At 37.5% G+C, this 26,624-nt stretch carries 29 protein-coding genes; 11 read left to right on the forward strand and 18 right to left on the reverse strand.

The genetic code is table 11. The annotated features are described in order from the left end of the window. Positions 1 to 208 precede the first annotated feature (208 nt). The gene (locus CW736_RS04640; RefSeq protein ID WP_101012793.1) at positions 209 to 1,039 is read right to left on the reverse strand and encodes a hypothetical protein; all 831 of its coding nucleotides are present in this window, start codon (positions 1,037 to 1,039) and stop codon (positions 209 to 211) included. Between the two features lie 87 nt (positions 1,040 to 1,126). Between CW736_RS04640 and CW736_RS04645 the strand changes: the two genes are divergently transcribed. From CW736_RS04645 to CW736_RS04680, 8 genes are all read left to right on the forward strand, one after another. Beyond that, complete coding sequence (locus tag CW736_RS04645) at positions 1,127 to 1,762, forward strand: thymidine kinase (protein ID WP_101012794.1); 636 nt, start codon at positions 1,127 to 1,129, stop codon at positions 1,760 to 1,762. Beyond that, complete coding sequence (alr, locus tag CW736_RS04650) at positions 1,763 to 2,881, forward strand: alanine racemase (protein ID WP_101012795.1); 1,119 nt, start codon at positions 1,763 to 1,765, stop codon at positions 2,879 to 2,881. Between the two features lie 112 nt (positions 2,882 to 2,993). Further along, the gene (mscL, locus tag CW736_RS04655) at positions 2,994 to 3,404 is read left to right on the forward strand and encodes a large conductance mechanosensitive channel protein MscL (protein WP_101012796.1); all 411 of its coding nucleotides are present in this window, start codon (positions 2,994 to 2,996) and stop codon (positions 3,402 to 3,404) included. 217 nt (positions 3,405 to 3,621) lie between these two features. After that, positions 3,622 to 4,611 carry an aspartate-semialdehyde dehydrogenase gene (locus tag CW736_RS04660; protein ID WP_101012797.1) on the forward strand — a complete coding sequence of 330 codons (990 nt, stop codon included), beginning with the start codon at positions 3,622 to 3,624 and terminating at the stop codon, positions 4,609 to 4,611. Between the two features lie 66 nt (positions 4,612 to 4,677). After that, a complete protein-coding gene (locus CW736_RS04665; protein ID WP_101012798.1) occupies positions 4,678 to 5,982 on the forward strand; it encodes a T9SS type A sorting domain-containing protein in 1,305 nt (434 codons plus the stop codon). 11 nt (positions 5,983 to 5,993) lie between these two features. Further along, a complete protein-coding gene (locus tag CW736_RS04670; RefSeq protein ID WP_101012799.1) occupies positions 5,994 to 8,156 on the forward strand; it encodes a prolyl oligopeptidase family serine peptidase in 2,163 nt (720 codons plus the stop codon). Positions 8,157 to 8,225: 69 nt separating this feature from the next. Then, a complete protein-coding gene (locus tag CW736_RS04675) occupies positions 8,226 to 9,155 on the forward strand; it encodes an ABC transporter ATP-binding protein (RefSeq protein ID WP_101012800.1) in 930 nt (309 codons plus the stop codon). 207 nt (positions 9,156 to 9,362) lie between these two features. Further along, entirely contained in the window at positions 9,363 to 9,836 is a 474-nt protein-coding gene (locus tag CW736_RS04680) for an LEA type 2 family protein (protein WP_101012801.1), read from the forward strand. A 97-nt stretch (positions 9,837 to 9,933) separates the two neighbouring features. Here the strand turns inward: CW736_RS04680 and truB are convergent, their stop codons facing one another. The 15 genes from truB to CW736_RS04755 all read right to left on the reverse strand — a co-directional run bounded on the left by truB (position 9,934) and on the right by CW736_RS04755 (position 21,577). Beyond that, positions 9,934 to 10,641, reverse strand: coding sequence for a tRNA pseudouridine(55) synthase TruB (gene truB / locus CW736_RS04685; protein ID WP_101012802.1), 708 nt, complete (start codon positions 10,639 to 10,641; stop codon positions 9,934 to 9,936). A 50-nt stretch (positions 10,642 to 10,691) separates the two neighbouring features. Beyond that, entirely contained in the window at positions 10,692 to 11,405 is a 714-nt protein-coding gene (locus CW736_RS04690) for a molecular chaperone DjiA (protein ID WP_101012803.1), read from the reverse strand. 162 nt (positions 11,406 to 11,567) lie between these two features. Further along, positions 11,568 to 12,077: a DUF2480 family protein gene (locus tag CW736_RS04695; RefSeq protein WP_101012804.1), complete on the reverse strand. Its 510-nt coding sequence runs from the start codon at positions 12,075 to 12,077 to the stop codon at positions 11,568 to 11,570. A 2-nt stretch (positions 12,078 to 12,079) separates the two neighbouring features. Further along, the gene (locus CW736_RS04700) at positions 12,080 to 12,400 is read right to left on the reverse strand and encodes an iron-sulfur cluster assembly protein (protein WP_101012805.1); all 321 of its coding nucleotides are present in this window, start codon (positions 12,398 to 12,400) and stop codon (positions 12,080 to 12,082) included. A 1-nt stretch (position 12,401) separates the two neighbouring features. Next, positions 12,402 to 12,827 carry a SufE family protein gene (locus CW736_RS04705; RefSeq protein ID WP_101012806.1) on the reverse strand — a complete coding sequence of 142 codons (426 nt, stop codon included), beginning with the start codon at positions 12,825 to 12,827 and terminating at the stop codon, positions 12,402 to 12,404. Next, positions 12,827 to 13,231 carry an META domain-containing protein gene (locus tag CW736_RS04710; RefSeq protein ID WP_101012807.1) on the reverse strand — a complete coding sequence of 135 codons (405 nt, stop codon included), beginning with the start codon at positions 13,229 to 13,231 and terminating at the stop codon, positions 12,827 to 12,829. Before CW736_RS04710 ends, CW736_RS04705 begins: the two co-directional genes overlap by 1 nt. Before the next feature lie 25 nt (positions 13,232 to 13,256). Then, positions 13,257 to 14,471, reverse strand: a complete 1,215-nt coding sequence (locus CW736_RS04715; protein WP_101012808.1) for an aminotransferase class V-fold PLP-dependent enzyme — start codon at positions 14,469 to 14,471, stop codon at positions 13,257 to 13,259. A 182-nt stretch (positions 14,472 to 14,653) separates the two neighbouring features. Further along, complete coding sequence (locus tag CW736_RS04720; RefSeq protein WP_101012809.1) at positions 14,654 to 15,118, reverse strand: hypothetical protein; 465 nt, start codon at positions 15,116 to 15,118, stop codon at positions 14,654 to 14,656. A gap of 209 nt (positions 15,119 to 15,327) precedes the next feature. Then, positions 15,328 to 15,771 carry a hypothetical protein gene (locus tag CW736_RS04725; RefSeq protein ID WP_101012810.1) on the reverse strand — a complete coding sequence of 148 codons (444 nt, stop codon included), beginning with the start codon at positions 15,769 to 15,771 and terminating at the stop codon, positions 15,328 to 15,330. A gap of 249 nt (positions 15,772 to 16,020) precedes the next feature. Further along, complete coding sequence (locus CW736_RS04730; protein ID WP_101012811.1) at positions 16,021 to 16,770, reverse strand: hypothetical protein; 750 nt, start codon at positions 16,768 to 16,770, stop codon at positions 16,021 to 16,023. A gap of 351 nt (positions 16,771 to 17,121) precedes the next feature. After that, positions 17,122 to 18,435 carry a Fe-S cluster assembly protein SufD gene (gene sufD, locus CW736_RS04735; protein ID WP_101012812.1) on the reverse strand — a complete coding sequence of 438 codons (1,314 nt, stop codon included), beginning with the start codon at positions 18,433 to 18,435 and terminating at the stop codon, positions 17,122 to 17,124. Positions 18,436 to 18,532: 97 nt separating this feature from the next. Next, on the reverse strand, positions 18,533 to 19,285 hold the full coding sequence (gene sufC / locus CW736_RS04740) for a Fe-S cluster assembly ATPase SufC (RefSeq protein WP_101012813.1): 753 nt from the start codon (positions 19,283 to 19,285) through the stop codon (positions 18,533 to 18,535). Between the two features lie 5 nt (positions 19,286 to 19,290). After that, the gene (locus CW736_RS04745; protein ID WP_101012814.1) at positions 19,291 to 19,728 is read right to left on the reverse strand and encodes a component of SufBCD complex; all 438 of its coding nucleotides are present in this window, start codon (positions 19,726 to 19,728) and stop codon (positions 19,291 to 19,293) included. Positions 19,729 to 19,749: 21 nt separating this feature from the next. Further along, entirely contained in the window at positions 19,750 to 21,198 is a 1,449-nt protein-coding gene (sufB, locus tag CW736_RS04750; RefSeq protein ID WP_101012815.1) for a Fe-S cluster assembly protein SufB, read from the reverse strand. Between the two features lie 49 nt (positions 21,199 to 21,247). Next, positions 21,248 to 21,577, reverse strand: a complete 330-nt coding sequence (locus CW736_RS04755) for a HesB/IscA family protein (protein ID WP_101012816.1) — start codon at positions 21,575 to 21,577, stop codon at positions 21,248 to 21,250. Between the two features lie 170 nt (positions 21,578 to 21,747). Here CW736_RS04755 and thiL point away from each other — a divergent pair, with 170 nt between their 5' ends. After that, positions 21,748 to 22,791 carry a thiamine-phosphate kinase gene (gene thiL / locus CW736_RS04760; protein WP_101012817.1) on the forward strand — a complete coding sequence of 348 codons (1,044 nt, stop codon included), beginning with the start codon at positions 21,748 to 21,750 and terminating at the stop codon, positions 22,789 to 22,791. Here thiL and CW736_RS04765 read toward each other — a convergent pair. Then, entirely contained in the window at positions 22,782 to 23,024 is a 243-nt protein-coding gene (locus CW736_RS04765) for a hypothetical protein (RefSeq protein WP_101012818.1), read from the reverse strand. The two genes, thiL and CW736_RS04765, sit on opposite strands and share 10 nt — an antisense overlap. 92 nt (positions 23,025 to 23,116) lie before the next feature. Then, positions 23,117 to 23,872, reverse strand: coding sequence for an alpha/beta fold hydrolase (locus tag CW736_RS04770; RefSeq protein WP_101012819.1), 756 nt, complete (start codon positions 23,870 to 23,872; stop codon positions 23,117 to 23,119). An 84-nt stretch (positions 23,873 to 23,956) separates the two neighbouring features. Here CW736_RS04770 and CW736_RS04775 point away from each other — a divergent pair, with 84 nt between their 5' ends. Both CW736_RS04775 and CW736_RS04780 read left to right on the forward strand, forming a co-directional pair. Next, a complete protein-coding gene (locus CW736_RS04775) occupies positions 23,957 to 25,309 on the forward strand; it encodes a cytochrome-c peroxidase (RefSeq protein WP_101012820.1) in 1,353 nt (450 codons plus the stop codon). A gap of 200 nt (positions 25,310 to 25,509) precedes the next feature. Next, positions 25,510 to 26,499: an endonuclease/exonuclease/phosphatase gene (locus tag CW736_RS04780; protein WP_101012821.1), complete on the forward strand. Its 990-nt coding sequence runs from the start codon at positions 25,510 to 25,512 to the stop codon at positions 26,497 to 26,499. Positions 26,500 to 26,624: the final 125 nt, after the last annotated feature.

A 26,624-nucleotide genomic window follows, 5' to 3' on the forward strand; every position in this document is an offset into this window, starting at 1 on the left:
AGGCTTTTTTAATGTGGTGTCTTGAAAAACTAACTTTTAGGATTTTTTTTGGGCTAGAAGTTTTGCTTTCGCGAAAGCGAGATAAGAACCAATTCCTTCCACCAGTGAACAGATTAAATGAACGTCTTATTTGGGTCGCACACTGTGTCCGTTTTCAATTCATTAAATCCAATTTACTAAGGCGTTAGAACTTAATTTATGTGGGGCATCAATAATTTTTTTCCACAAGCTCCATAAACCTATTGGCATAGGCGTCTTTTCCTTCCCAGTTGTTGTAATCTGGTTTTACCATGCTGTTGATGAAGTTTTGGGCATCCTTAAAAGTACTTCGGGTGTTGAGCTGTGAGATCACTCGATTAAAATCTTGATCGCTTCCATTAAAAAGGTGTTTGATAAAACCCAGTCGGTCATTCATTCCAAATTTCAAGCCTTTATGCAGACGGTCGTTTAGAGAAATCGGCTTTTCATCAGATTTTGCATCATTCACTTTACGTTCAAAAATAGGCATGGTCTGAAAATCTGCTGTGATTTCTTCCAGGTCGTTTTTGGCATATCGTTTGGGATCAGGAAATTCAGTTGGCTCCTCTTTATCTTCAGGGATGCTAATCTTTGCGCTAGTTTCTGGTAATTCATCAGGCATTTCCTGCACCATTTTACTGATGGTAGCTATTCCAGGCAGCTCTATTTCTTCTCTGGTATCCTCTTCATCTGCAGGCATGAAAAGGTCGCTTAGATCGTGATTTGTAAAGGCTTCTTGCGCTTTTTCCTGTGCACCTCCTATCACTTTTTCTACATCTCCTGTAATGCTGTCCACATCTTGTTGTGCTTCTGTAAATGCGCTAGACAGTCTGCGTTCTATTTCTGCATTTCCAGCTGTGGGTTGTATATCTGAAAAGTGCTTTTCTGTAAAAACAAGTATAGTAAGTTTTTCATACAATTCCTTGGCAATGGCCTGTAGCTCAATGATGTCTTCTTTTTGTTGAAGTTGAAGAACACGGTGCGCAAGGTTGGTAAGGTCTGCTGCTATTTTCTTTTTCATAATGGGAATATTGCCGCTGGTTTATTTGTATTTTTGATATTTGAGTGAAGAAAAGGTTCTTCACTTTAAACGCCTGTAAATTACAAAATGTTTCTAGAAAATACGGTTAATCATGAAGAGCAATTTGGCTGGATCGAAGTAATTTGTGGTTCCATGTTCTCTGGTAAAACAGAAGAATTGATCAGACGTTTAAAAAGAGCGCAGTTTGCACAGCAAAAAGTAGAGATTTTTAAACCTTCTATTGACGTGCGATACGATGAAGAAATGGTAGTTTCTCACGATTCTAACGAGATTCCGAGTACACCAGTTCCTGCTGCGGCAAACATCCCACTTCTTGCAAGTGACTGTCAAGTTGTAGGAATAGACGAAGCCCAGTTTTTTGATGATGAAATAGTTGCGGTGTGTAATGCTCTTGCAAATCGCGGTATACGAGTGATTGTGGCCGGATTAGATATGGACTTTAAAGGAAACCCCTTTGGTCCGATGCCTGCACTGATGGCAACAGCAGAGTATGTCACTAAAGTTCACGCGGTTTGTACTAGAACAGGAAATCTAGCCCAGTATTCTTACCGCAAAACTGCTGATGAAAAAGTAGTCATGTTAGGAGAGCAACAAGAATACGAACCCTTGAGTCGGGCAGCTTACTATAAAGCCATGCTTTCTGACAAATTGAAAGATACAGACGTAAAGACGGATCAAGTGAATGATAAAAACACCTCCTAAATGCAATTAAAAGGGACCAGATTAGAAGTAAATTTAGAAGCGCTAGCCCACAACTACCATTATTTGCGTAGCAAAATAAGTGAAGACACTAAATTTATGTCGGTCGTTAAGGCTAATGCTTATGGCCATGGAATGGTACCTATTGCCCAAAAACTACAAGAATTAGGAACAGACTATTTTGCGACCGCTTATATGGAGGAAGGCGTAGAATTGAGAGATAACGGAATTATAAAACCCATTCTCATTCTCCATCCACAGCAGCACAATCTGGATGTATGCATAGATCGCTGTTTAGAGCCGGTTATTTATAGTATGGAGATGCTCGATGCTTTTACCGCTTCCGCGAAAGCGAAACAACAACAATCCTATCCCATACATTTAGAATTCAATACTGGATTAAATCGCATAGGAATAGATCATAAAGATGTAGACAACGTCCTGGAAAAGCTATCCTCTAGCCCAGAAGTCAAAGTACGAGGTTTACAATCACATCTCGCAGCCAGTGAAGATCTAGGTGAAAGTGTTTTTACTCAAAAACAAATTGCTTTATTTGAAGAAATCACATCAAAAGTTCAACAAAAATTGGGTTATGAGATTCTTAAACACGAATCCAATACCAGCGGTCTTCTCAATTATAAGAACGCCCATTTTAGCATGGTGCGCTCAGGAATAGGCCTGTATGGTTATGGAAACGATGCACAGTATGATGCACATCTAAAACCTATTGCGACCCTTATCTCCAACATTTCACAGATACGAACTATAGAAGCTGGTGAGACGGTAAGTTATAACCGCAAGTTTGTTGCAAAGGGTCGAACTACCTATGCCGTTGTTGCACTAGGTCATGGCGATGGAATTAATCGCATCTATGGGTATGGGAAGCTAGAAGTTAGAATTAACGGGAAGTCAGCCCCTACATTAGGTATTATATGTATGGATATGTTCATGGTAGACATGAGCTCCATAGAGGCAAAAGTGGGGGATGAAGTTGTTATTTTTGACCCTCACATTCACACTTCAAGACAAATGGCTGAAGATGCCGGCACCATTTCTTACGAACTCCTCACAGGTATTCAAAAACGGGTAAGACGCGTGTATTTAAATAATGCATCCAATTAATTAGTTTTTTAGCTCCTTTGAGTTTATTGGTCAAATAATTTTTTCTTAAATTTGTGTTAATAAATGGAATTGAACTAATTTTACAGAATCAATCCATCTAAAATACAATTATATGTTTAAAGAATTCAAAGATTTTATAATGACGGGAAACGTTATAGACCTTGCCGTTGCAGTGATATTAGCCGGGGCTGTAAGTGCTGTAGTAAAAGGGTTTGTAAATCTAATTATGATGCCTATCATAGGTCATTTTACAGGAGGTATTGATTTTGCCGATCTTAAACTCGTATTGTCTGAGGCAGTACTAGGCGCTGATGGCGTAGTGACAAAACCAGAAAACGCAATTATGTACGGTGCATGGGTCAACACCATTATCTCTTTAGTAATCGTTGGTTTTGTTCTGTTTTTAATTGTAAAAGCATACAACAAAGCTAGAAAGCCCAAAGCAGCACCAGCACCGGCAGGACCTACAAAAGAAGAACAACTTCTTATGGAAATACGCGATGCCATCAAATTACAGAAATAGCACATACGTTAACAACATCACTTTTAGTAGAGAGTTTTAACCGATCGAATGCAGCCGTCTTATTGAAAAATAAGACGGCTTTTTTAGTCCGACAGCAATGGCTCTTTATAGAACACTTACTTAAAGAGGACAAATTTTCTAACCTTCTAAAATTATAAGAATTTTAGAAGGTTAATAAAAATCCGCGTAATACTTTTACAGCTTAAATTATGTAATCATGAAAATAGCTGTTGTAGGCGTTACCGGTATGGTAGGCCAGGTCATGCTGCGCATCCTTGAGGAGCGCAATCTTAATGTTTCTACCCTTATTCCTGTTGCCTCCGATAAATCTGTAGGTACCGAGGTCATTTTTAAGGGCAAACAGTACAAGGTAGTAAGTATGAAACAGGCTATCGATAGTAGACCAGACATCGCTCTTTTTTCAGCTGGCGGTGAGGTAAGTCTGGAATTTGCACCACAATTTGCAGCAGTGGGAACTACTGTGATTGATAATTCCAGTGCCTTTAGGATGGATACCGATAAGAAGCTGATCGTCCCAGAAATCAATGCCAGCACTCTTACAAAAGAGGATAAAATCATTGCAAATCCTAACTGTTCTACTATTCAAATGGTAGCGACCTTGGCACCTCTTCATAAAAAATACGGTGTAAAAAGGGTGGTAATTTCTACCTATCAGTCCATTACAGGAACAGGAGTAAAAGCTGTAGAGCAATTAGAAAATGAATATGCAGGTAAAAAAGGTCCTATGGCTTATCCTTACCAAATTCATAAAAATGCCATTCCTCACTGTGACGTTTTTGAAGAAAACGGGTACACAAAAGAAGAGATGAAACTCATCAAGGAAACTCAAAAAATTCTAGATGATTATACGATAGCTGTTACCGCAACTGCTGTCCGCATTCCTGTAGTGGGAGGGCATTCTGAAAGTGTTAACGTAGAATTTAAAACTGATTTTACCGAGTCTGATGTAAGAAGACTTTTATCAGAAACACCTGGAGTAACTGTTCAAGATAACGTAGATGTAAACGTATATCCTATGCCGTTAATTGCCCATGGTAAAGACGACGTTTTTGTAGGCCGTATACGAAGAGATCATTCTCAAGAAAAAACAATTAACATGTGGATTGTTTCAGACAACCTTAGAAAAGGAGCCGCTACTAACGCTGTTCAAATTGCCGAATACCTTATAAAAAACAATCTTGTTTAGAAAGCTATGCTCAACCCCTAGGCCAGTGTATATTTTTCTCTAACTTTACCTATCGAACTTAAAGTCATGATGAGAAAAATATACACTGGTTTTTTTATTTTTTTTGGCCTGGTAGCGCAAGCACAATTTTGGACAGAAACCTCTTCTGGATTCCCAGCTAACTTTACAGGCTTAAGCAAGTTTCATGTAGTAGATGTAAACGTAGCATGGGCTATTGGTTATGACGGTGTTAATACAGCAAATAATATCCAGCAATTTTCTAAAACAGACGACTCCGGATTGACATGGACTTCAGGAATTTTTGACCTAGGAGATACCACCTTAGGAATAGCAGACTTAAGTGGCGTCGATTCAAATACTGCTTTTGTAGCAGCTTACCCTAGACAAGCTGGACAACAAGGGGGGATCTGGAAAACTATAGATGCTGGGGTAACTTGGATGCAACAAACAGCGGCTTCTTTTAATAATGCAGCTAGTTTTCCCAACATCGTGCATTACTTTGATGCAAATAATGGTCTTGCTATAGGAGATCCTACAAATGGATATTGGGAGATTTACACCTCTAACAACGGGGGCACCACGTATAGTAGAGTTCCCTCTGCAAGTTTGCCAGCACCATTGAATAATGAAACTGGTTATTTATCTCAGTTTGCTCATTCTGGAGATAGTATTTGGTTTACAACCAGCGCAGGACGTATTATTCATTCGGCAAATAGGGGTGTGACTTGGAGTGTCTACCAGTCGCCTTTGAGCGATTTTGGAGGTAATACTATTTTTGGAGATATTTCTTTTGCAACTGCAAATCGAGGAGTCATTCAGGATAACGCGGGGAATATTTTTAAAACTACAGACGCTGGACAGACTTGGAACGGGGTTGTTTTTTCTGGCACTGGCGCACCGTACGGCGGTGCAATTTCTTATTTACCAAACACCTTTGTTATGGTGAGTACCGGTGGTGATGTAAGCTTTACTGGGAGTTCGTATTCAATAGATGACGGGACGACATGGATTAATATAGATACAGATCAACATGTAGATGTTGCTTTTTTTAATAGTACCGTAGGATACAGTGGCAGTTTTAGTAATACCACTAATAACTTGGGTGTGTTTAGATATACAGATACCGTTTTAAACGAAGCATCTGTAGAGGAATTTGTTGAAGTTCAGCTGTTCCATAACAACCGGAGGGAACAATTAGTCATTACGACAGATCAACAGTTCAAAAATGTAAGGATTTATGATTTACATGGAAGACTTGTACTAATATCTGCAAGCAAGCTTACAACTACAAATCTCATTCCATCTGGAGTTTATATCGCTCAAATCTTCACAGGTTCTGGCCTTAAAACTGCTAAATTTATAAAATATTAAAGGGTTCAATTATGAAAAAATGGCTAGTGGGAGCAGCAGCTCTAGTGGTATTAATTTCCTGTAAGGAAGAAGAGAAAAAACAAACAAGTATGGCAATGACCTATCCGCAAACAAAAAAAGTGGATACCGTAGATGTGTATCATGGAGTAGAAGTAGCAGATCCTTACCGATGGCTAGAAGACGATCGCAGTGAAGAAACAGAAGCATGGGTAAAAGATCAAAATAAAACCACTCAAGCCTTCCTTTCTAAAATCTCCTACAGAGACGAGATCAAAAAACGACTTACAGAGCTTTGGAATTATGAGAAAGTTAGCGCTCCGTTTATAGAAGGAGACTATGCGTATTTCTATAAAAATGATGGGCTACAAAATCAATACGTTATTTATAGATATCTAAAAGACAGCGATCCAGAAACTGCTGAGGTGTTTTTAGATCCTAATACCTTTAGCGAGAAAGGAACCACTTCTTTAGGAGGAACCAGCTTTACTAAAGACGGTTCTTTATTTGCCTATTCTATTAGTGAAGGGGGTAGTGATTGGAGAAAAGTAATCGTACTGGATGTTAACTCTATGGAACAGATAGGTGACACGATAGTAGATATAAAATTTTCAGGAACCTCATGGAAAGGAAACGAGGGTTTCTTCTATTCCAGTTATGATAAGCCTAAAGGAAGTGAACTCAGTGCTATGACTGATCAACATAAATTGTATTACCACAAAATGGGGACCCCACAAAGTGAAGACAAAGTGATCTTTGGCGGTACACCAGACCAAAAATACCGTTACGTAGGAGGTAGCGTTACAGAAGATCAAAAATATTTGGTCGTCTCTGGAAGTACTTCTACAAATGGAGGAAAAATGTGGATGAAGGAATTGTATACCCCAAATGCACCTTTAATTGCTGTAGTGGATAATTTTGAAACCAACACCTACCTGTTGCACAATGAGGGAACTCAACTGTGGTTGGTAACAGATGACAATGCACCTAATAAAAGAATAGTAACTACAGACTTTTCAAATCCTGTTCAGGAAACTTGGAAAGATGTCATCCCAGAAACAGAACACGTACTTTCTCCCTCTACTGCTGGAGGTTATATTTTTACAGAATACATGGTAGATGCTGTTTCTCAAGTAAAACAATACAACTATGACGGTTCTTTGGTAAGAGAAGTAAAACTTCCGGGTATAGGAAATGTAGGTGGTTTTGGTGCAAAAGAAGAAGACAAAACTTTGTATTACAGTTTTACTAATTATACCACTCCAGGAAGTACTTATTTGTACGATATTAAAGAAGGAACTTCAAAACTCTACCGCAAGCCAGACATCAAGTTTAATAGTGAAGACTTTGAAAGCAAGCAAATTTTTTATTCCTCAAAGGACGGCACAAAAATCCCTATGATTATCTCCTATAGAAAAGGATTGGTGTTGGATGGTAAGAACCCAACCATACTTTATGGATATGGAGGTTTTAATATCTCTTTAAACCCTGGTTTTTCTGTGACACAGGCTGCGTGGATGGACTTGGGCGGTGTTTATGCTGTGGCTAACCTGCGTGGAGGAGGAGAATATGGTAAAAAGTGGCACGATGCGGGAACTAAAATGCAAAAACAAAACGTATTTGACGATTTTATTGCTGCAGGAGAGTGGTTAAAAGACAACAAGTATACAGATACAAAACACCTGGCTATTCAAGGAGGTTCAAACGGAGGGCTTTTAGTAGGAGCTACCATGACTCAACGTCCTGATCTTGCTGGCGTGGCATTTCCTGCTGTAGGAGTACTGGACATGTTGCGGTACAATAAATTTACTGCTGGTGCCGGATGGGCTTACGATTATGGAACGGCTGAGGACAATCCAGAAATGTTTGAATACTTAAAAGGGTATTCTCCATTGCACAATATTAAACAAGGGGTTTCCTATCCTGCGACCTTAGTGACTACTGGAGATCATGATGACCGTGTAGTTCCTGCACATTCTTTTAAATTTGCTGCAGAGTTGCAATCAAAGCAAGCGGGAAATGCACCTACATTGATCAGAATAGAAACTGACGCAGGTCATGGGGCGGGTAAATCTACAGAGCAACAGATTCAAGAACGTACAGATATTTACGCTTTTGGCCTTTATAATATGGGCTATGAGAAGCTTCCAGACCTAAAGTCTCAAGTAAAGATGTAAAATTATCTGGTATATTATTTCAAGAACCCATGTTGCAAGACATGGGTTTTTTGTTGATACCTTTGTCTTATGTTGCAATTGATTGATATTAGTTTCGCTTTCGCGAAAGCGGAAACTCTAAAAAATATTTCCCTAAAAATGAAACAGGGAGCTCATGTCGCTGTGATAGGGGAAAGCGGCTGTGGTAAAAGCACTCTCTTAGACATCGTTTACGGGTTGTTACAGGCACAAAAAGGTGTTGTCAAGTGGAATGATGAAGAGTTAGAGGGAGCAGACCACCATTTGGTGCCGGGGCATTCCATGATGAAATACGTGCCACAGGAATTTGACCTCATGCCTTTTACGAGCGTCTTTGAAAACGTAGGAGAGCATCTTTCTATTCAAATAGACGATCGAGTAAGTCGTATTGATGAATTGCTCGATGTAGTCGATATGAGCAGCTTTAAAAACCGCAAGGTGAAAACACTTTCTGGCGGACAGAAACAACGTGTAGCGATCGCAAAAGCACTCGCTCAGGAGCCTCAACTCTTATTGCTCGATGAACCATTCTCACACATCGATAACTTCAGGAAAAATGAGTTGCGTAGAAAACTTTTTGATTACCTGACCCATAATAATATCAGCTGTTTAGTAGCCACACATGATCGAGATGATGTGCTTTCTTTTTGTCATCAAACCATCATCATGAAGGAAGGTCAGATTATCGATTTTAGAGCGACAGCAGAGGTGTATGGAAGTCCATTAAGCACCTATACTGCAGCTTTGTTTGATGAGGTCAATGCGATTCCTAAGAACTGGTTGGATACTAAGGAGGATTTAATTCTGTACCCACACCAGTTGAAGGTTTCTAAAACTGGCTTTTCTGTGGAGGTACAACAGTCTTTTTTTCAAGGAGCAGATTATCTAATTACCGCACAAAAAGATCAAAAAAAGCTTTTTTTTAGATCAAAAAAGATCCTTGAAATAGGCAAAGAAGTGTTTTTAAACACGATTTCCTAGGGGAAACTTAAGTCAGTCTTTAAAAAATGGGAGTTCAACTTATAAATTTCAGGCAGGCATTTGGTTCCAACTTATTTAGGACCTGCCTAATTATAAGGCAGAGAATCACCACATTGGTTATGGCTTGAGAACACCTAAGTCAACTATTTGTGATGCCAGTGTCTGAATCTGTTATGAGGGCTTTTATATTTGCACAAATTCCTAACCATGAAAAAACTTTTGTTCCTATTCACCGTTTTATTTCTAGGCTCCTGCAAGAATCCTTATGAAGACATCGTTTTTGTAGAAATAAAAAATCCAACACTTGAAAAAGCAACATTAGATCAATTGGATATTTTGGCGACTTGTGTGCTTTATAACCCTAATAGCGTAGCCATAAATCTTGAAGAAGTAGATTTTGACGTATACGTTAATGGAGATAAAACAGCGCTTATAAAGCAATTGGAAAAGGTCCTTATGCCAGCCAACTCTGAATTTGAATTCCCTATAAGAGCATCGGTAAACCCTAAAGAAGTTTATGGTGAGAAAGGAAAAGGAGTTTTAGGAGCAGCCCTTCAAATACTCGCTAGTCAGAAAGTGGATGTAAAATATGAAGGAAGTATCAAGGTGGGTAAAGGAGCGACCCACTTTAGGGTTCCTGTGGTAGATAGCTTGAGTGTTCCTGTGAATTTTAATTTTTAACTCTAGAAGATACGGAATCAAATTCAGTATCTTCTAGAGCTTATCTCGTCACATGATTGACAAATATTTCTTTAGAGTAAATAAAAAGCCTCTACCTTTATTCTTGTGCATCTGCTTTCACTAACTTTTCAAAACTCTCAATACTCATTGCGTTTTCCACACGATAATTTCCTATAGCGGTTCTTCTTAAGGAAGATAGGTGACCACCATTATTTAGTGCAGCACCAAAATCGTGTGCAATGGATCTGATGTAAGTTCCTTTGCTACAAGAAATTCTAAAATCTACTTCTGGAAGTTCGATTCTAGTAATTTCAAATTCGTTTACAGTCACTGTTCTTGCTTCGATCTCTGTAGTTTCTCCAGCGCGGGCTAGTTCATACAGTCGTTTCCCATCTTTTTTAATAGCGGAGAAAATAGGCGGTTTTTGCTGTATTTCTCCTGTGAACTGTGCTGTTGTTTCTTTTATCAATTCCTCTGTGAGCTGGTCTAATGAAAAAGTTTGATCTATTTCAGTTTCTAAATCATAACTAGGCGTGGTGCCACCCAAAGTAATTGTGCCTGTGTATTCTTTTTCTTGAGCTTGATAGGTGCTTATATTTTTGGTCTCTTTACCGGTACATATAATTAACAAACCACTTGCAAGTGGGTCTAATGTCCCTGCATGCCCTACTTTAATTTTTTTAATTTTATATTCTTTTCTGATCAGCCAGCGTAACTTATTGACTACTTGAAAAGAAGACCATTCTAAGGGTTTATCTATAAGTAGTACTTGACCTTTTAGGTAGGGGTTTTCTTGATCTTGCATAGTTGTAAAGAAAGAGAATTAATAATTTGTAGAAAAATGAAAAGGGACTATTAACTTATTCCACGTTCTTTGCGCACTGTTTCATAGGCATCTTGAACCTTTTTGAATTTCTCTTCAGCACCTTTTTTATAGGCTTCATCCATATCCATTAATTTATCGGGATGGTATTTCTTTGCCATGGTGCGGTAGGCTTTTTTTACCTCATGATCAGGAACGGACTTATCGATTTCTAGAATCTTGTAGGCGTTATCTTGATCTTTTACAAACATAGCTTTGATCGAGATAAAATCGCGCTCTGTGAGTCTTAGGTAGCCGGCTATTTGATAGATCACGTGAATTTCAGCTTCACTTGTATGACCATCTACCTGAGCAATGCCAAATAGAAAATGAAGGATTTGTAATCTGGATTCATACCTGGTTCTGGCGTTGAGGTAATTGCAAATTTTTACCGCATCGACCTCGCGCTTTTTAACCACTTCATTAAAGACTTTGAATATAGCGTTAGCTCTTTCTTTACCATAAGAACCAACAAAATACTGTCTTACGTAGTCCAGTTCGTTTTGGGTGATTTTACCATCTGCTTTAATAACTAAAGAGGTAAGAGATAGTAAATTCAATTCAAAATCCTGCGGGCTTACCGTAGTACTTCTCTGAAAAGGGCTTCCTGATTGGGTTCTTCTTTGCTGGGAACTCCCATCACTTAGAAAAGCGGTGTAAATCCATCTGAGAACAAAAAATATAGCTATATAGCCGAAAAATGACATATGTTGTTGTGCTGGTTATGAGTACACCTAGTAAATCTTTAAATGGCAATCATTTTAAAATTTATTTGGCAGGCCGAGATAGGTCTCGATTACAAATCTTTGTTTTCAAGTAATGTGCCATAGCGTATTTATAAGGTTGAGGTGACAAAATGGCCACGGCAGCTATTTTTTACGTTTAAAAACCGGTACAGAGGAGCAAGCTTCTCCGTACATAATAGATCGAGCTACCTCTTGTAACTTCTCGGTCATCATGGCGTACGCGGCAACGGGAACAGGTTTGTTAGAGCAGCCTTTTACAATTACTGGAGCGTCTTGAAACTCACTCACATCAATACTTGCGATCACTTCTCTATAAATTTCAGTTTCTAATTGTTCCAGAGAGCCATAAACTACTTTTTTAGCAATTCCATAAAGGTGGCTTTGCACCAGCATCCACGCCCATTGTGGTACAATGGCATCTTCACTGCAATGGATAGCTACGTAATGATTGTTATATACGGAGAAGTCTGTTGTTTTTAAGCTTTCGCGAAAGCGGGATTCCACAAGCACTATTCCCTCTAACAACCATTGAGAAATATCAATAATTGTTCTAGGTCCAGGCGGATAAAAATCTTCTAAGTCAAAGGTTTTTAACTTAGAACTTGTAACGCGATTGATGATTTCTTTTGTCATATCTAGAGCATTCCTAATTCTAACTTTGCCTCTTCACTTATCAAATCTTTATTCCATGGCGGGTCAAAAGTGATTTCCACTTCTGCATCATTTACCTCTTTAAGGGTTTTTACTTTTTCTTCTACTTCTACTGGCAGCGTTTCGGCCACTGGGCAATTAGGCGACGTTAACGTCATGAGTATTTTTACGTCACCATCACTGCTTACCATAACATCGTAGATCAATCCTAGTTCGTAAATATCTACTGGTATTTCTGGATCGTAAATGGTCTTGAGTACTTTTACTACTTTTTCTCCTATTTCTTGTCCGTTAATTTCTTCCATCTTAGTTGACTTGTGTTTGGTATGCGATCGCATACATTTTTAATTGTTTGATCATGGAAACAAGTCCATTTGCTCTTGTAGGGGAAAGGTGTTCTTTGAGCCCTATTTCATCTATAAAATTGGTGTTGGCCGCGATAATATCTGCTGGTTTTTGACCAGACCATGCTCTTATGAGAATGGCAATGATACCTTTGGTAATAATTGCATCACTGTCTGCTGTAAAGGCAATTTTATCAGATTCTAGCGCTGCATTTACCCATACTTTAGACTGGCAACCTTTTATAATACGGTCTTCTGTTTTTAAACTTTCATCAATTAAAGGAAGACTTTTCCCCAAATCGATCATGTATTCATAACGCTGCATCCAGTCGTCAAACATGGAAAACTCTTCAACTATCTCTTCTTGTATTTCTTGAATACTCGCCATTATTTATCTTCTTTTTTTACTGCAACTATAATTATTTTTCCTTTTTCATCAAGAAGGTTGATGCCTGTCTTGGTAACTTCTACAGAGGCTGCTTTTGACAACTGATTCTTATACTCTTTTTCTATTTCATCAAGGTCGCTACAGTACATTTTTGTTCCCGCGAGTAATCCCACTTCAATTTGATTTTTTTCAGGGTTTTTAAAGCTTCCAAAATATTGATTACAAGCAGATTTTCCTGAAATCTTGTTTTCTTCACCCATTTCTATAGACAAAGTGATATCGTACTTAGAGTAGTCGTTGCTTCTTACCGTGGTAACCTTATAATCTCCGTCTGCATCCTTCATGTCTTTGCAGCTTGTGATGATTATAGATATAAAAGCTAATAGTATTGTTGCTAGTTTCATAATACTTGATTTTTTTATATCAGAGTCAAGATAACATATTTACAGCACGCTGCAAAGCTTGTACCATAACATCTATTTCTTCTTTAGTATTGTAAAAAGCAAAACTGGCTCTAATGGTCCCAGGAATTTCAAAACGTTCCATAACAGGCTGTGCACAGTGGTGCCCGGTTCTTACGGCCACTCCTAATTTATCTATAATCGTTCCTATGTCGTAAGGATGCAGGCTAGCCACATTAAAACTAATGACCGCAGCTTTGTCAGTTACATCACCATAAATTTTAGCGCCTGGAATACTTTTGATTTGCTCTGTTCCATAAACTAGCAGCTTGTGCTCATAAGCAGCGATGCTTTCCATACCTATTTCATTTAGGTAATCAATAGCAGCACCTAAAGCAATTCCACCAGCGATATTAGGTGTTCCCGCTTCAAATTTATGAGGCAATCCAGCGTAGGTTGTTTTTTCAAATGTTACTTGATCAATCATCTCGCCACCACCTTGATAAGGAGGTAAGCTGGTTAAGGCTTCTTCTTTTCCATAAAGGATTCCTATTCCTGTAGGACCGCACATTTTATGCCCAGACATGGTATAGAAGTCAGCACCGAGCGCTTGCATATCTAATTTCATATGGCCACATGATTGTGCTCCATCAATAAGGGTCATCGCACCGTATTGATGCGCTGCGTCTATGATTTCTTTAACGGGGTTGGTAACGCCTAGTGCATTAGAAATATGATTTACAACTACAAATGCAGTTTTAGAATTGAGGAGTTTGTGATAAACATCCATATCTAACTGTCCGTCATCTAATACCGGAATCACTTTTAAAGCAGCTCCTACCCGTTCACAAAGCATTTGCCAGGGTACAATATTTGAATGATGCTCTACTGCACTAACAATGATTTCATCTCCTTTTTTTACAAAGACATGAGCGCCACTTGCTACGGCATTAATAGAATGGGTATTTCCAGAAGTAAAGATGACCTGTTTAGTAAGAGGAATATTGAAAAAAGCTCTTACTTTCTCACGAGCACTTTCAAAATGGTCAGTTGCTTCCTGACTCAAGGCATGCACACCACGGTGTATGTTTGCGTTGTATAGGGTATAATACTCTACGATTTTATCAATCACCTGTATAGGTTTTTGAGAAGTCGCGGCATTGTCAAAATAGATCAATGGCTGTCCGTTTACCTTTCGGTTTAAAATAGGAAAATCGGCTCTTATTTTCTTGATATCTAGCATAGGTGCAAAGGTAAGCTCTACGCGTGAAGGCTTTGTTAAATAGAAGTTAGAAAATAGATCAATCCAAGATTCATTTTATCTTTAAGTTTATGATAATCCCTAGGTATTTTAGGGGCATATTGCCTCTCGTTTTTATAGGGGTTTAACATGCTTCTAAATGAATTTGCCCATAGTACTCAGAGTCATCTTTTATACGCGTTGTCCAGTTCCTTTAGATATTCACATAAATTGTCTCTAACGCTCTCCCAGTCATCAGTATTTCTTAACTGTTCCAATGCTGTGTGGTACTTAATAGGCTTTGTGTGATCTACAAATAACTGTTGTAGTTCTAACATGACATCAGTATTCCTCTTTTGAAGAAATGCCGTCTCAAAGTACATGGTGTTTAGATCATTATGCATTCCTAATGTAAAGTCTAAAATACACTCTACTTCTTTAAGGCTTTTTTTATCTGCACTGGAATTATTAACCTCATTAAAAGTAATCACCTGTGCATAGTGATGATTCAGTGTCAAGGTCTTTTCATACAAGATTTTGATAGTTTGGAAACCTTTTGAACAACCTATTTTACTAATATCAGTAGTTTCAGAATATTTATTAAATCGCAACAGCTCTTGTAACTGACCTTTGTGTATAAGTAGGGCCACTTGCTGCGCTGTGATGTTAGTTCATGGATAGGCTGATGCAAACTGTGGTTTTGCTCCTCAAATAAGGCTTGTACTTCCCGCAGTTCTGTACCTAACCCTTTTAGGAGTAGATGGATCTCTTCATTTGGATGAGGAGGCACAGGCCATAGGCTGGTTACCATAAATAACAGAACTGTTACAAGGGTTATAATTTGCCAGCAATAGGATAATTAGAGGAGCCTAAGGGTCACTGTAAAGGAATCTTCTGTGATTATGACAGGATAGGTTCCTGTTGTTATGGTAGTGAAGTTCTGAGGAAAATTTAAGGCTTTTCTTGTCTCTTCGTCGAGCACAAGAGCTTCTTCCATTAGAAAAGCAAAGTTCTCTGTCGGTGTATTTATATTGATTTCTTTACCTAATATTTTAATCTCATCTTCCTTGGTAAGTTGGTCTCTTTCAAAAACTAAAGTCAAGGTGTTATCTTCATTTATTATGGTTTGAGTGTTGGACTTACTGATCTCTAGACTTTCTTTAATAGCACAAAGACCTCGTCGAGTACAATTGCTATAGGATCCTAAAGTAGAGGTGGCAAAGACAGAGCTAATAAAGGTTTCTGCTTGAGAAAATGCAGTTAAGGATAAAAAGAGCAGTGCTATGGTTATAATATTTTTCATAATTTATTGATTTGCTAAGTTCAATGATTTTTAATAATCAATTTAAAGATAGTAGTATTCTTACATACTTCCCTCTTAATCAGAGAGATATTTTTTATATTTACTCATTTATGAATACCTGTAAACTTCTCTTAAAGATTTAAAAGAGGGAGTTTACACTCTTGAAGAATTAAGGATGCATTTACTTTTGGAGGAACAACTAAATAACAATATACCTCAGAACAACTGCAGCGGAACGTCGTAATTAAATTAATTATAGCTTTTATTGATCTTTATTACAATGGAATCAATCCTTTTTAAGGTAGCGCTTAATGCTGTAAAGTTGGACGTACTTTTATGAAGGTTTTCTAATTGAAAAGTCATCAGATTTCGCAATTCTTGGTCCTTCAAGAGCTTGTCAAAGTCTGTTTTTGTCCCACTGGGTTGAATATAATCTTGATTAAGAGCAATTTCTGAATAATTAATGTGTTTCCCGATATAGGGTTTTATTAATTTAATTTGGTACTCTCTAGATAGTTCATTAGAAATTATACATTGACTTCTAAAATAATTTAAATTTTCAAATTGACGATTAAGTGCATCATCATCTATCTTATACAAGTAACCTTGATTTATAAATTCGTCAATTATGGGAAGGTAGAAAGTAAGAGATTCCCCTTCGGTTAACTCCCCAAGAGCTGTTTTAAACTCATTTAAGGAATCTTTTTGATGGGTTGACATGACATTTAACCCACGCCTTATTTGAGGAATCATAGACTCGTTCGTGTATTTTGAACTGTAGTCAATAACCTGAGTGGTAGAGTTAATTTCTTCATGCATTTTACTGAAGTAGGATTTCATAACTTCATCTTCTTTTCTCCTGTCATTCCAATTGTTAATTTGAAGGGCAAAAAACACTCCGATAACTACAATTAAAATCTCTCCTACACCATATTTTATGTAACCCTTTAAAGATATTGATAAAATAGCATTCCTTCTTATTTTATTGAAAACCCCCATTTTATAACTTTTACTTTTCTCAAAAATAGTTTAAACTATTTAAATAGCTCATTTTATGCAATCTATAGAAGCCCCCTTAGAGCAAATAATACGAGGATGACCAATAAATATATAGTTCTTTAATTGTTGCTGGAAGAATAGGACGCCAAAATCTTCTTAGAGGTACTCCTTTTTGTTGAGTTTTCTGTAGTGCTATTAGCTCGTTTTATCTTCTATATAGTATTGGAATATGTTACAGTGTAAGCCTTTATACAGGGATTAGTCTGGGCATGCTTTCCTTCATAAATTGGGACATAAAAAAACGCCAGACCTTTGGGGTCTAGCGTTAGTAATTAATTTTAAAAAATACTTTTACAGATCAAATCCTATTTCCACACCTAACTTCATCGCGATAAGTTTCGTAATACGAGATTTAATCTCTGGGATTTTTACGGTTTCTAATACGCTGTTAGCAAAAGCAAACATCAATAAAGCACGAGCTTCTTTTTTAGGAATCCCTCGGGCTTGCATGTAAAACAATGCTTCTTCATCGAGCTGGCCTATAGTACATCCGTGGGAACATTTCACATCGTCAGCAAAAATCTCCAATTGAGGTTTTGCATTGATGGTAGAAGTATCACTTACTAAAATGTTGTTGTTTTGTTGGTAGGCATTGATCTTTTGAGCAATTTTATCTACCAGAACTTTACCGTGAAAGACTCCTACGGCACGCTCGTCAAAAATCTGTTTATATTCTTGGAAGCTTTCACAATTAGGAGCTGTATGATGAACAAGCGTGGAATGATCTACGTGTTGTTTTCCTTCTATAATGGTTACGCCATTAAGAACAGAATTACAATGCTCTCCTCGCTGGTAAAAACTCAAGTTATTACGAGTCAATTTCCCTCCAAAAGAGAAGGTGTGAATACGCACTTCGGAATTGTCCTTTTGCTCAGCAAAGGTGTGATCTATTAACGAGGCACTCAAACGATTATTTTGGATTTTATACCAATCTATTAAGGAACGCTTTGCAGCATAAATTTCTGTAACGCTATTGGTCAGCACCTCGTTATCATTCAGACTTTGGTGTCTTTCAATAACTTGTACTTGAGAATTCTCTCCTACCACAACAAGGTTGCGGGGTTGTGTCATCAACTGAGCTTCATTTCCTGTAGAGAAATAAACGATCTCAATAGGTTTCTCTACTGCGATGTTGTTACCTATATGTATGTAAGCTCCTTCCTTAGCAAATGCCGTGTTTAAGGATGTAAGCCCATCTTTAGTAGCAAGCTTGTTGTAATGTTTTTCTATTACTGTCGCGTACTTAGGATTATTCAATGCACTAGACATCAAACAAACGTCAAATTTTTCATGGGTCGTTTGAGAAAGTTGCGAACTATAAATACCATCAATAAATATCACTCGATATGCATCAATTTGGTGCATGAGGTATTTTTTGATATCTCCATAAGAAATACTTGTTTCTTTTTTAGGGAAAAGCACGTATTCTTTGTTGAATAGAGACTTTAAGGAAGTGTATTTGTAGGCTTCTTCTCGACGTTGTGGTATTCCTAGTTGTTCAAAATCGTTCAATGCTTCGTTGCGTAAATGATGCACGTAGCTATTGGTATCTACCTCATTTTCTAGGGCAATAAAAGAAGAAAGGATATGGTCTTTAAAACTCATAGTTAATATTTTTTTCGCTTTCTCGAAAGCGAACTTAAAAGTTCATTATTGAAAAGTAAAAGCAATTTAGATAGCTTCAACACTTAAGTTGCTGTTTCTAAGCCTCTACCTCTTCTTTGATCCAGTCGTAACCGCGTTTTTCTAATTCTTGCGCCAATTCTTTGCCGCCAGTTTTAACGATGCGACCGTCATATAAAACATGTACAAAATCAGGTACGATATAATCTAAAAGGCGCTGATAGTGGGTAATAACAATCGTGGCGTTGTCTTTATTTTTTAATTTATTCACTCCATTTGCAACAATGCGTAATGCATCGATGTCTAGTCCAGAGTCGGTTTCATCAAGAATTGCCAGTTTAGGCTCTAACATGGCCATCTGGAATATTTCGTTACGTTTTTTCTCTCCTCCAGAAAATCCTTCATTCAAAGAACGGGAAAGGAATTTGCGATCAATCGCTAACATTTCAGATTTCTCACGGATCATTTTTAACATGTCCTTAGCGGTCATATCATCTTTTCCTTGGGCTTTGCGGGTTTCATTGATAGCGGTTTTCATAAAATTAGTAACCGATACTCCTGGAATTTCCACTGGATATTGAAAAGAAAGGAAAACACCTCTGTGCGCTCTTTCTGCTGGATCCAACTCTGTAATGTCTTCTCCTTCTAGAGAAATATCGCCTCCAGTTATTTCATATTCATCACGTCCTGCAATAATATTTGCAAGGGTGGATTTACCAGCACCATTAGGTCCCATTATCGCGTGTACTTCTCCTGCATTTACTTCAAGATTGATTCCACTCAGGATTTCTTTTCCTTCGATTGTTGCTTTAAGGTCTTTAATCTTTAACATAGCTGTTATTTAACTTCTTTAATATCTAATGTTTTTCCAGTCTTAATTACATCGGCACTAGTTGCTGGAGTTACTTCTATAATTTTTGTAATCGTAACCATTTTATCCCATCCTTCACCGATCTCTGCTTTTATAGGGTTGGGCTTTACAGTACCGTGAATCACCACGTTTACCATATCGAATTTGGTTTTTTTCAAGGCTTTTGCTACTTGATCTAGCTCCCTCATTTTATCGTCGATTGCTATGGCATAAATTTCGTTTCTTGTAGTGAGTACAGCAGCATCTTTGATAAAGATAAATTCACCTCTGTATACTAGCTGTCCTTCGGGAAGAACTTCTGCAGTGATTTTTTTGACTACAGTTGTTTCTTCTGTAGAATCCTTATCATTTTTGCAAGAGACTACACTTAAAAGCAAGAAACTTAAAATAATCAATCGATTCATAATCAATGTATTAGTTATTTTTTAGCCTACAGATCCTTCTAGACTTATTTCTAAAAGTTTCTGTGCTTCCACGGCAAATTCCATAGGTAATTTGTTCAACACTTGTTTTGAAAAACCATTGACGATAAGCGCAATGGCTTTTTCTGTATCGATACCACGCTGGTTGCAATAGAAAATTTGGTCTTCACCTATTTTACTAGTGGTAGCTTCATGCTCTACTTTGGAAGTACTGTTACTGGTCTCAATGTATGGAAACGTGTGCGCTCCACATTCATTACCCATTAACAAACTATCACATTGTGAAAAGTTACGAGCATTTGTTGCTCTAGCACCTATCTTCACTAGACCTCGATAGGAATTTTGAGACTTTCCAGCACTGATACCTTTAGAGATAATGGTAGACTTGGTGTTTTTTCCCAAGTGAATCATTTTAGTTCCAGTATCTGCTTGTTGGTAATTATTTGTTACTGCTATGGAATAAAATTCACCAATTGAGTTATCTCCTTTAAGGATACAACTAGGGTACTTCCAGGTTACGGCACTACCAGTTTCAACTTGAGTCCAAGATATTTTTGCGTTTTTCTCACAAATACCTCGTTTGGTTACAAAATTAAATACACCACCTTTTCCTTCAGCATTACCTGGATACCAGTTTTGAACAGTGGAGTATTTGATCTCTGCATCATCTAGTGCAATTAACTCTACACAAGCTGCGTGCAGCTGGTTCTCATCACGTGATGGGGCTGTACAACCTTCTAAATAAGAAACGTAACTGCCTTCGTCTGCTATAACAAGTGTTCTCTCAAACTGTCCTGTTCCACCTTCATTGATTCGGAAGTAAGTTGAAAGTTCCATAGGGCATTTCACTCCTTTGGGAATATAACAAAACGATCCATCAGAAAATACGGCGCTATTTAAAGCGGCGTAATAATTGTCATTTTGTGGAATTACTGTTCCTAAATACTTTCTTACTAATTCTGGATGTTCTTGAATAGCTTCAGAAATAGGGCAGAAAATAATTCCTTTCTCGCCTAGTGATTTCTTAAAACTTGTAGCTACAGATACAGAGTCTATCACCACGTCCATGGCAACTCCACTAAGTTTCTTTTGTTCGTCTATGGAGATTCCTAGCTTTTTAAAAGTCTCTAACAATTCTGGATCTACCTCATCTAGGCTGTCGTATTTAGGCTTAGAATTAGGGGCTGAGTAATAAGATATGGATTGAAGATCTGGTTTTTTATAGTTTACATTAGCCCATTCCGGCTCTTCCATTTCTATAAAAACTCGGTAGGCTTCAAGTCTCCATTCTAACATCCATTCTGGTTCATTTTTCTTTGAAGAAATAATACGTATCACCTCTTCACTGAGACCTACAGGAATAGTGTCGGACTTCATATCTGTATAGAAGCCGTACTCGTACTCTTTAACCTTTAGTTCTTCCTCTAATTGTTCTTCTGTATATTTTGACATTTTTTTTTCTTATAACCGCTTTCGCGAAAGCGTCATTTAAATCATCTTACTACAGAGAGAAAGACTCTCCACAGCCACAAGTTCTTTGTGCATTAGGATTGTTGAAAACAAATCCCTTACCGTTTAAACCACCGCTAAACTCTAACACAGTTCCCATTAGATACAAAAAGCTTTTTTTATCCACAGCGATTTTTACATCGTTTGCTTCAAATACTTTATCTGTTTCTATAGCTTGCTTATCAAAGTTTAGATCATAAGATAGACCGCTGCAGCCACCACTTTTCACTCCAACTCTTACAAAGTCTTTATCGATTGCAAATCCTTCTTCACTCATTAACTGAGCGAGTTTAGCTTTTGCGGTTTCTGATACACTTATCATATTAAATAGCTTATTTATAACGATTACAAATATACAACACACTAAGCTGTAAAATCGGTCGAGCTATGATATTCTCATATAGCGTTATTTAATCTATTGATGAGTAGAGTTTTCTTAAATATTAAGTTATTTTTATGTGGCCATTCTTGCCTAAATCGTAGTTTTGCAGGATGATAGAAGACAAGTCCCCACAACGTACACCAGTAGAAAACTTAGGCGAGTTCGGCCTGATTGATTTTATAACAAAGAATTTTGAGATAGAACAAGACTCTACCATTACTGGAATAGGTGATGATGCAGCGGTTTTAAATCACACAAAGTCTACTGTAGTAACGACAGATATGCTCGTGGAAGGTGTTCACTTTGATTTGAGCTATGTACCATTAAAACATTTAGGTTATAAAGCGATTATGGTAAATTTATCTGATGTGTATGCTATGAACGCTAAAGCCACACAGGTAACAGTATCTATTGCTATTTCAAACAGATTTCCTGTAGAAGCAGTTAACGAGTTGTATGAAGGTATTCACATGGCTTGTAAAACCTATGGAGTTGACCTTATAGGTGGTGATACCACAGCATCGCGTAGCGGTTTAGTTATTTCTGTAACGGCAATTGGCGAGCAAGATGCAGATAAAATTGTGCGTAGAAAAGGAGCAAATGAAGGAGATTTATTAGTTGTTTCTGGTGATATAGGAGCTGCTTATATGGGGTTGCAAATTCTAGAAAGAGAGAAAGCTGTTTTTAAAGCTAATCCGCAAAATCAGCCAGATATTGAGGCATATAGTTATTTATTAGAAAGACAATTAAAGCCAGAGGCTAGAAAAGATATTTGTAAATTATTAGAAGAACTGGAGGTACACCCTACCAGTATGATCGATCTATCTGACGGATTGAGTTCTGAAATTATTCATTTATGTAAGCACAGTGAAGTAGGAATGACCTTATATGAAGATAAGATACCATTAGACCCTACAGTGATTACGGCCTGTGAAGAGTTTAATTTGGACAGTACTACAATAGCATTAAGTGGTGGAGAAGACTATGAATTGTTGTTTACTGTAAAACAGGAAGATTTTCCTAAAATAAAAGCAAATCCTAGTTTATCGGTAATAGGACATGTAGTAGATGCTTCTTACGGGATTAATTTAGTGACTCGTGGGGGAGAACAAATACCAATTAAAGCAATGGGATGGAATAGTTTTCAGGAATAAATTTGCGTTCTTGCCTGTTTTCTTCTGCGATCCACATCATTTAAGGTGCGATTAATTTGTGATTGGCGCTCGTTAAGAGGCACAATATTTCCATAAATAGTTCTTGTCATTTGTTTATGACACTTGGAACAACATATTTCTTGAATATGATCATTCACTTTGTAGGACACTCGGTAGTGGTGACCTATAATGTAACAGCCTAAGGCTTTTAAAGGAGAATATATTTTGTCCATATATTAGGTTTTTATGAGATAAAAATCCTTTATCAGTGGTTAACTGACTGTAATATAGGAACTTTGTTAATAAAATTTGTTGAAAGGCATAATTAATCGATGAAATACATGTTTTTTAGGATATCTAAAGGGTTTATCAACAAAGACATGTGTCCGTTGTCGATTATTCTAGTATTTGCTCTTAGGTGAACCCGCTCTCTTTCAACTAGTTCCACCGGCACAATTTCATCTTGTTGACCACATAAATAAGTAATGGGGAAATCAACTTCTTTTAAAAGAGGTAAATAATCACTTCTATCTCGCATGCATTTAAGAGCTTGAATAATGCTTCTAATAGAAATTTTATCTGCTTGTTGCTTCATTAATGATATGCGAGTTTCATATAATTTTCTTTCTTCAACAGTAAATAGGTTTCCTATTGCCATACTTACATAAGCAGCTTGATGTTTTTCAATCAACTGTATCGATCGATCGCGTATTTGTTTCCGCTGCTCGGTATCGTTAGAGGCGATGCTGTTGATTAAAGTAAGAGAACGCGTTTTTTCGGGTCTCGCTTTTGCAAAAGCGCAACCTAAATAACCGCCCATACTATGACCGACCACATGAATTTTTTCTATCTTCTCAATCATTAAAATTTGATCGATCTTTAAACTGAGCTTTTCTAAGGTGTAGTCTTCCTTAAATTCTAAAGTCTTGCCATGACCAGGAAGGTCTATTTTTAACAAGGAATGAGTAGTCAGTAAATCTTGCTCTATATATTTCCATTGTTCCATGCTTCCTAAAAAGCCGTGTATCAATAGCACTACGGGTTGATTATTGTTTATAAAGCTATAGTGTAAATCGTTCATGAAGCAAAGGTAATAGCTAGTTCACGGATAGGTGATCATAAATGGGTCAGGGTTGTGAAATATTTGTTAATTTAGCCATTCACAATGGGAAAGAACTATCTATACTTATTGAGCATCTTATTTATATTTTTGGTTTCTTGTACAGACACCGAAGATTATGAATTGGCGAGAACAGCTTTAGATATTCGTCTGGAAGAATTGCTAGAGCAAAATGCGAATGGGCAGGGCAAAAGTTTTTTCTTATTGCCAGATAGTGATGATTTTAATGCGATACCTCAAGATCCGTTAAATCCATTAAACACTTATAAAGTTGCTTTAGGACAATTGTTGCTGCATGAAACGGCTGCCGCTGGCGCGCCTAAAATGAGTCAAATGGAAGGCACTTATTCTTGCGCTTCCTGCCATCCTGTAGCTTCCAGCTTTTATTCTGGTCTAAGGCAAGGAATCGGGGAAGGAGGGACTGGTTTTGGTTTTGCTGGAGAAGGCAGACAAATTGATTTGAACATGCCATTGGACTCGGTAGACTTACAGCCGGTACGGGTACCTACTTTATTAAACGTTGCTTATCAAGAAACAGCTTTGTGGAACGGTATGTTGGGAGGAACGGGTCCTAATGTAGGAACTGAATCCAGATGGGCAGCAACAGGAGTTCCTGAAAATAATTTGGGTTTTCAAGGCATAGAAACACAAGCTTTAGTAGGACAGTCCACGCACAGACTTCAAATCGATGAAAATTTTATAGATAATAATGGTTACCGATGGCTTTTTGACCAAGCCTTCCCACATGTAGCCCTCAGTTCTAGGTATACCTCACAAACTGCTGCCCTAGCACTTGCTGCCTTTAATAGGACACTTTTGGCAAACCGTTCTCCATGGCAAGATTATTTAAAAGGAGATTACAATGCTATTTCTGATCGAGAGAAAAGAGGCGCTATTGTTTTTGCAGACAAAGGAGAGTGTATAACTTGTCATACCGGTCCAGCACTGAAAGATCAGGAATTTCACGCTTTTGGCTTTGGACACTTTGACGACTCTAATGCTGCAATAGTTTTAGATGATGCAGGCTTTGATAATGTAAAAAAAGGACGCGGAGGCTTTACAGGAGACCCATCTGATAATTATAAGTTTAAGACACCAACTCTATACAATTTACGCGATGCAGCTTTCTACGGTCATGGTGCTACCTTTAGTAGTATAGAAGAAGTGGTGCGGTATAAAAATAATACTTCCCTACAGGATCAAAACGCTTCTTCAAATCTGGCTTCAGAAATGGGTGCTATTCACCTTACTGAAGAAGAAATATCAGATCTTGTTTATTTTTTAGAAAACACTTTGTACGATGCAGAATTAACTCGCTATGTGCCAGATGCCGTGCAGTCTGGGAACTGTTTTCCTAATGCAGACCCCCAAAGTAGAATTGATTTAGGCTGTAATTAAAACAGTCAATTATCTATATATCAATGGAACTTGTGCCATTACCTAGAGTCGGTTTCCAATCTATTGGACACTAATATCAACACCTTAATACTTCTAATTTTAAAGAGCTCAAATTTTTATTTGCCTTTAATATTACTTGTATATATTTATTTAATAAGGCTGAGTTATACCTTACATTTGAGGGCTAAAATATTCTTGCCTTGTCCATTCCTTCACAATCTTTTGAGCAGTACACTGTTGCTTTTTATAATGTTGAAAATCTTTTTGACGCTATTAATGACCCACAGGTAGTAGATGAAGATTTTACTGATTTTGGCCGTAAGAATTGGACAGAAAATAGGTATCAAAAGAAACTCACTAAAATAAGCGATGCGATAAGTAAGATAGGTTTTGAACTTACCGGTAAATTACCAGCATTAGTAGGTCTTGCAGAAGTCGAGAACAAAAAAGTGCTTCACGATCTCATTACCCAACCTAAACTCGCTCAGAGCACTTATGATTTTATTCATTACAACAGTCCAGATGAGAGAGGAATAGACGTAGCTTTATTGTACGATACTCGGGTTTTTATACCTAGTCATTCAGAGCCTCTTGTTATACATTTAGAAAACGAAGAAGGGGTGCGTGATGCTACTAGGGATATACTTTATGTTGAAGGAGTTCTAGCGGGTACTCCAGTTCATATTTACGTAAATCACTGGCCGTCACGTCGCGATGGCACAGAGACTACCGATGCCAAGAGGGTTGAGGTAGCTAGTCAATTAGTACAACACCTAGAAAAAAAGGACCCAAACAGTAAACGCACCGATCAACATTTAGAATTAAAAGAGGCACACCATGTGATTATCATGGGGGATTTTAACGACGATCCAGAGAATAAGAGTATCAAAGAAGGAATTTTACCTATGGGTTTTGATAATATAACAGCTCCTTTAAAGAAGTTTCATCGAGGTTCATTGAATCATCAATTTAAATGGAATCTTTTTGATCAGATCATGATTAGTGAGAGTTTACATAATGATGTTCCTAATTCTTTATATTTTCATAAAGCAGATATTTTTGACGACATTATGTTGAGACAATGGAAGGGAAAATATCGCGGTCAACCAGCTCGAACATTTGCAGGAAACAATTATAAAGGTGGTTATAGTGATCATTTTCCGGTTTTTGCGCTGTTCAGGAGAAACTAAGACGTTATTGAACCCCAAAACGAACCTCTTAATCTATTATAGATTTGTTAAACAGAAGTAGGGATAGTTTTTTTATATATTCACCAAACTAGATATAAGCATACTATTTATAGATTTCTAATTTT

This window comes from Nonlabens sp. MB-3u-79 (assembly GCF_002831625.1).
GTDB lineage: Bacteria > Bacteroidota > Bacteroidia > Flavobacteriales > Flavobacteriaceae > Nonlabens.

What these genes read in the sequence shown, in the direction of transcription:
- CW736_RS04640 (WP_101012793.1), bottom strand. Translation starts at nt 1,039, where the DNA reads ATGAAAAAGAAAATAGCAGCAGACCTTACCAACCTTGCGCACCGTGTT.
- CW736_RS04645 (WP_101012794.1), top strand. Translation starts at nt 1,127, where the DNA reads ATGTTTCTAGAAAATACGGTTAATCATGAAGAGCAATTTGGCTGGATC.
- alr (WP_101012795.1), top strand. Translation starts at nt 1,763, where the DNA reads ATGCAATTAAAAGGGACCAGATTAGAAGTAAATTTAGAAGCGCTAGCC.
- mscL (WP_101012796.1), top strand. Translation starts at nt 2,994, where the DNA reads ATGTTTAAAGAATTCAAAGATTTTATAATGACGGGAAACGTTATAGAC.
- CW736_RS04660 (WP_101012797.1), top strand. Translation starts at nt 3,622, where the DNA reads ATGAAAATAGCTGTTGTAGGCGTTACCGGTATGGTAGGCCAGGTCATG.
- CW736_RS04665 (WP_101012798.1), top strand. Translation starts at nt 4,678, where the DNA reads ATGATGAGAAAAATATACACTGGTTTTTTTATTTTTTTTGGCCTGGTA.
- CW736_RS04670 (WP_101012799.1), top strand. Translation starts at nt 5,994, where the DNA reads ATGAAAAAATGGCTAGTGGGAGCAGCAGCTCTAGTGGTATTAATTTCC.
- CW736_RS04675 (WP_101012800.1), top strand. Translation starts at nt 8,226, where the DNA reads ATGTTGCAATTGATTGATATTAGTTTCGCTTTCGCGAAAGCGGAAACT.
- CW736_RS04680 (WP_101012801.1), top strand. Translation starts at nt 9,363, where the DNA reads ATGAAAAAACTTTTGTTCCTATTCACCGTTTTATTTCTAGGCTCCTGC.
- truB (WP_101012802.1), bottom strand. Translation starts at nt 10,641, where the DNA reads ATGCAAGATCAAGAAAACCCCTACCTAAAAGGTCAAGTACTACTTATA.
- CW736_RS04690 (WP_101012803.1), bottom strand. Translation starts at nt 11,405, where the DNA reads ATGTCATTTTTCGGCTATATAGCTATATTTTTTGTTCTCAGATGGATT.
- CW736_RS04695 (WP_101012804.1), bottom strand. Translation starts at nt 12,077, where the DNA reads ATGACAAAAGAAATCATCAATCGCGTTACAAGTTCTAAGTTAAAAACC.
- CW736_RS04700 (WP_101012805.1), bottom strand. Translation starts at nt 12,400, where the DNA reads ATGGAAGAAATTAACGGACAAGAAATAGGAGAAAAAGTAGTAAAAGTA.
- CW736_RS04705 (WP_101012806.1), bottom strand. Translation starts at nt 12,827, where the DNA reads ATGGCGAGTATTCAAGAAATACAAGAAGAGATAGTTGAAGAGTTTTCC.
- CW736_RS04710 (WP_101012807.1), bottom strand. Translation starts at nt 13,231, where the DNA reads ATGAAACTAGCAACAATACTATTAGCTTTTATATCTATAATCATCACA.
- CW736_RS04715 (WP_101012808.1), bottom strand. Translation starts at nt 14,471, where the DNA reads ATGCTAGATATCAAGAAAATAAGAGCCGATTTTCCTATTTTAAACCGA.
- CW736_RS04725 (WP_101012810.1), bottom strand. Translation starts at nt 15,771, where the DNA reads ATGAAAAATATTATAACCATAGCACTGCTCTTTTTATCCTTAACTGCA.
- CW736_RS04730 (WP_101012811.1), bottom strand. Translation starts at nt 16,770, where the DNA reads ATGGGGGTTTTCAATAAAATAAGAAGGAATGCTATTTTATCAATATCT.
- sufD (WP_101012812.1), bottom strand. Translation starts at nt 18,435, where the DNA reads ATGAGTTTTAAAGACCATATCCTTTCTTCTTTTATTGCCCTAGAAAAT.
- sufC (WP_101012813.1), bottom strand. Translation starts at nt 19,285, where the DNA reads ATGTTAAAGATTAAAGACCTTAAAGCAACAATCGAAGGAAAAGAAATC.
- CW736_RS04745 (WP_101012814.1), bottom strand. Translation starts at nt 19,728, where the DNA reads ATGAATCGATTGATTATTTTAAGTTTCTTGCTTTTAAGTGTAGTCTCT.
- sufB (WP_101012815.1), bottom strand. Translation starts at nt 21,198, where the DNA reads ATGTCAAAATATACAGAAGAACAATTAGAGGAAGAACTAAAGGTTAAA.
- CW736_RS04755 (WP_101012816.1), bottom strand. Translation starts at nt 21,577, where the DNA reads ATGATAAGTGTATCAGAAACCGCAAAAGCTAAACTCGCTCAGTTAATG.
- thiL (WP_101012817.1), top strand. Translation starts at nt 21,748, where the DNA reads ATGATAGAAGACAAGTCCCCACAACGTACACCAGTAGAAAACTTAGGC.
- CW736_RS04765 (WP_101012818.1), bottom strand. Translation starts at nt 23,024, where the DNA reads ATGGACAAAATATATTCTCCTTTAAAAGCCTTAGGCTGTTACATTATA.
- CW736_RS04770 (WP_101012819.1), bottom strand. Translation starts at nt 23,872, where the DNA reads ATGAACGATTTACACTATAGCTTTATAAACAATAATCAACCCGTAGTG.
- CW736_RS04775 (WP_101012820.1), top strand. Translation starts at nt 23,957, where the DNA reads ATGGGAAAGAACTATCTATACTTATTGAGCATCTTATTTATATTTTTG.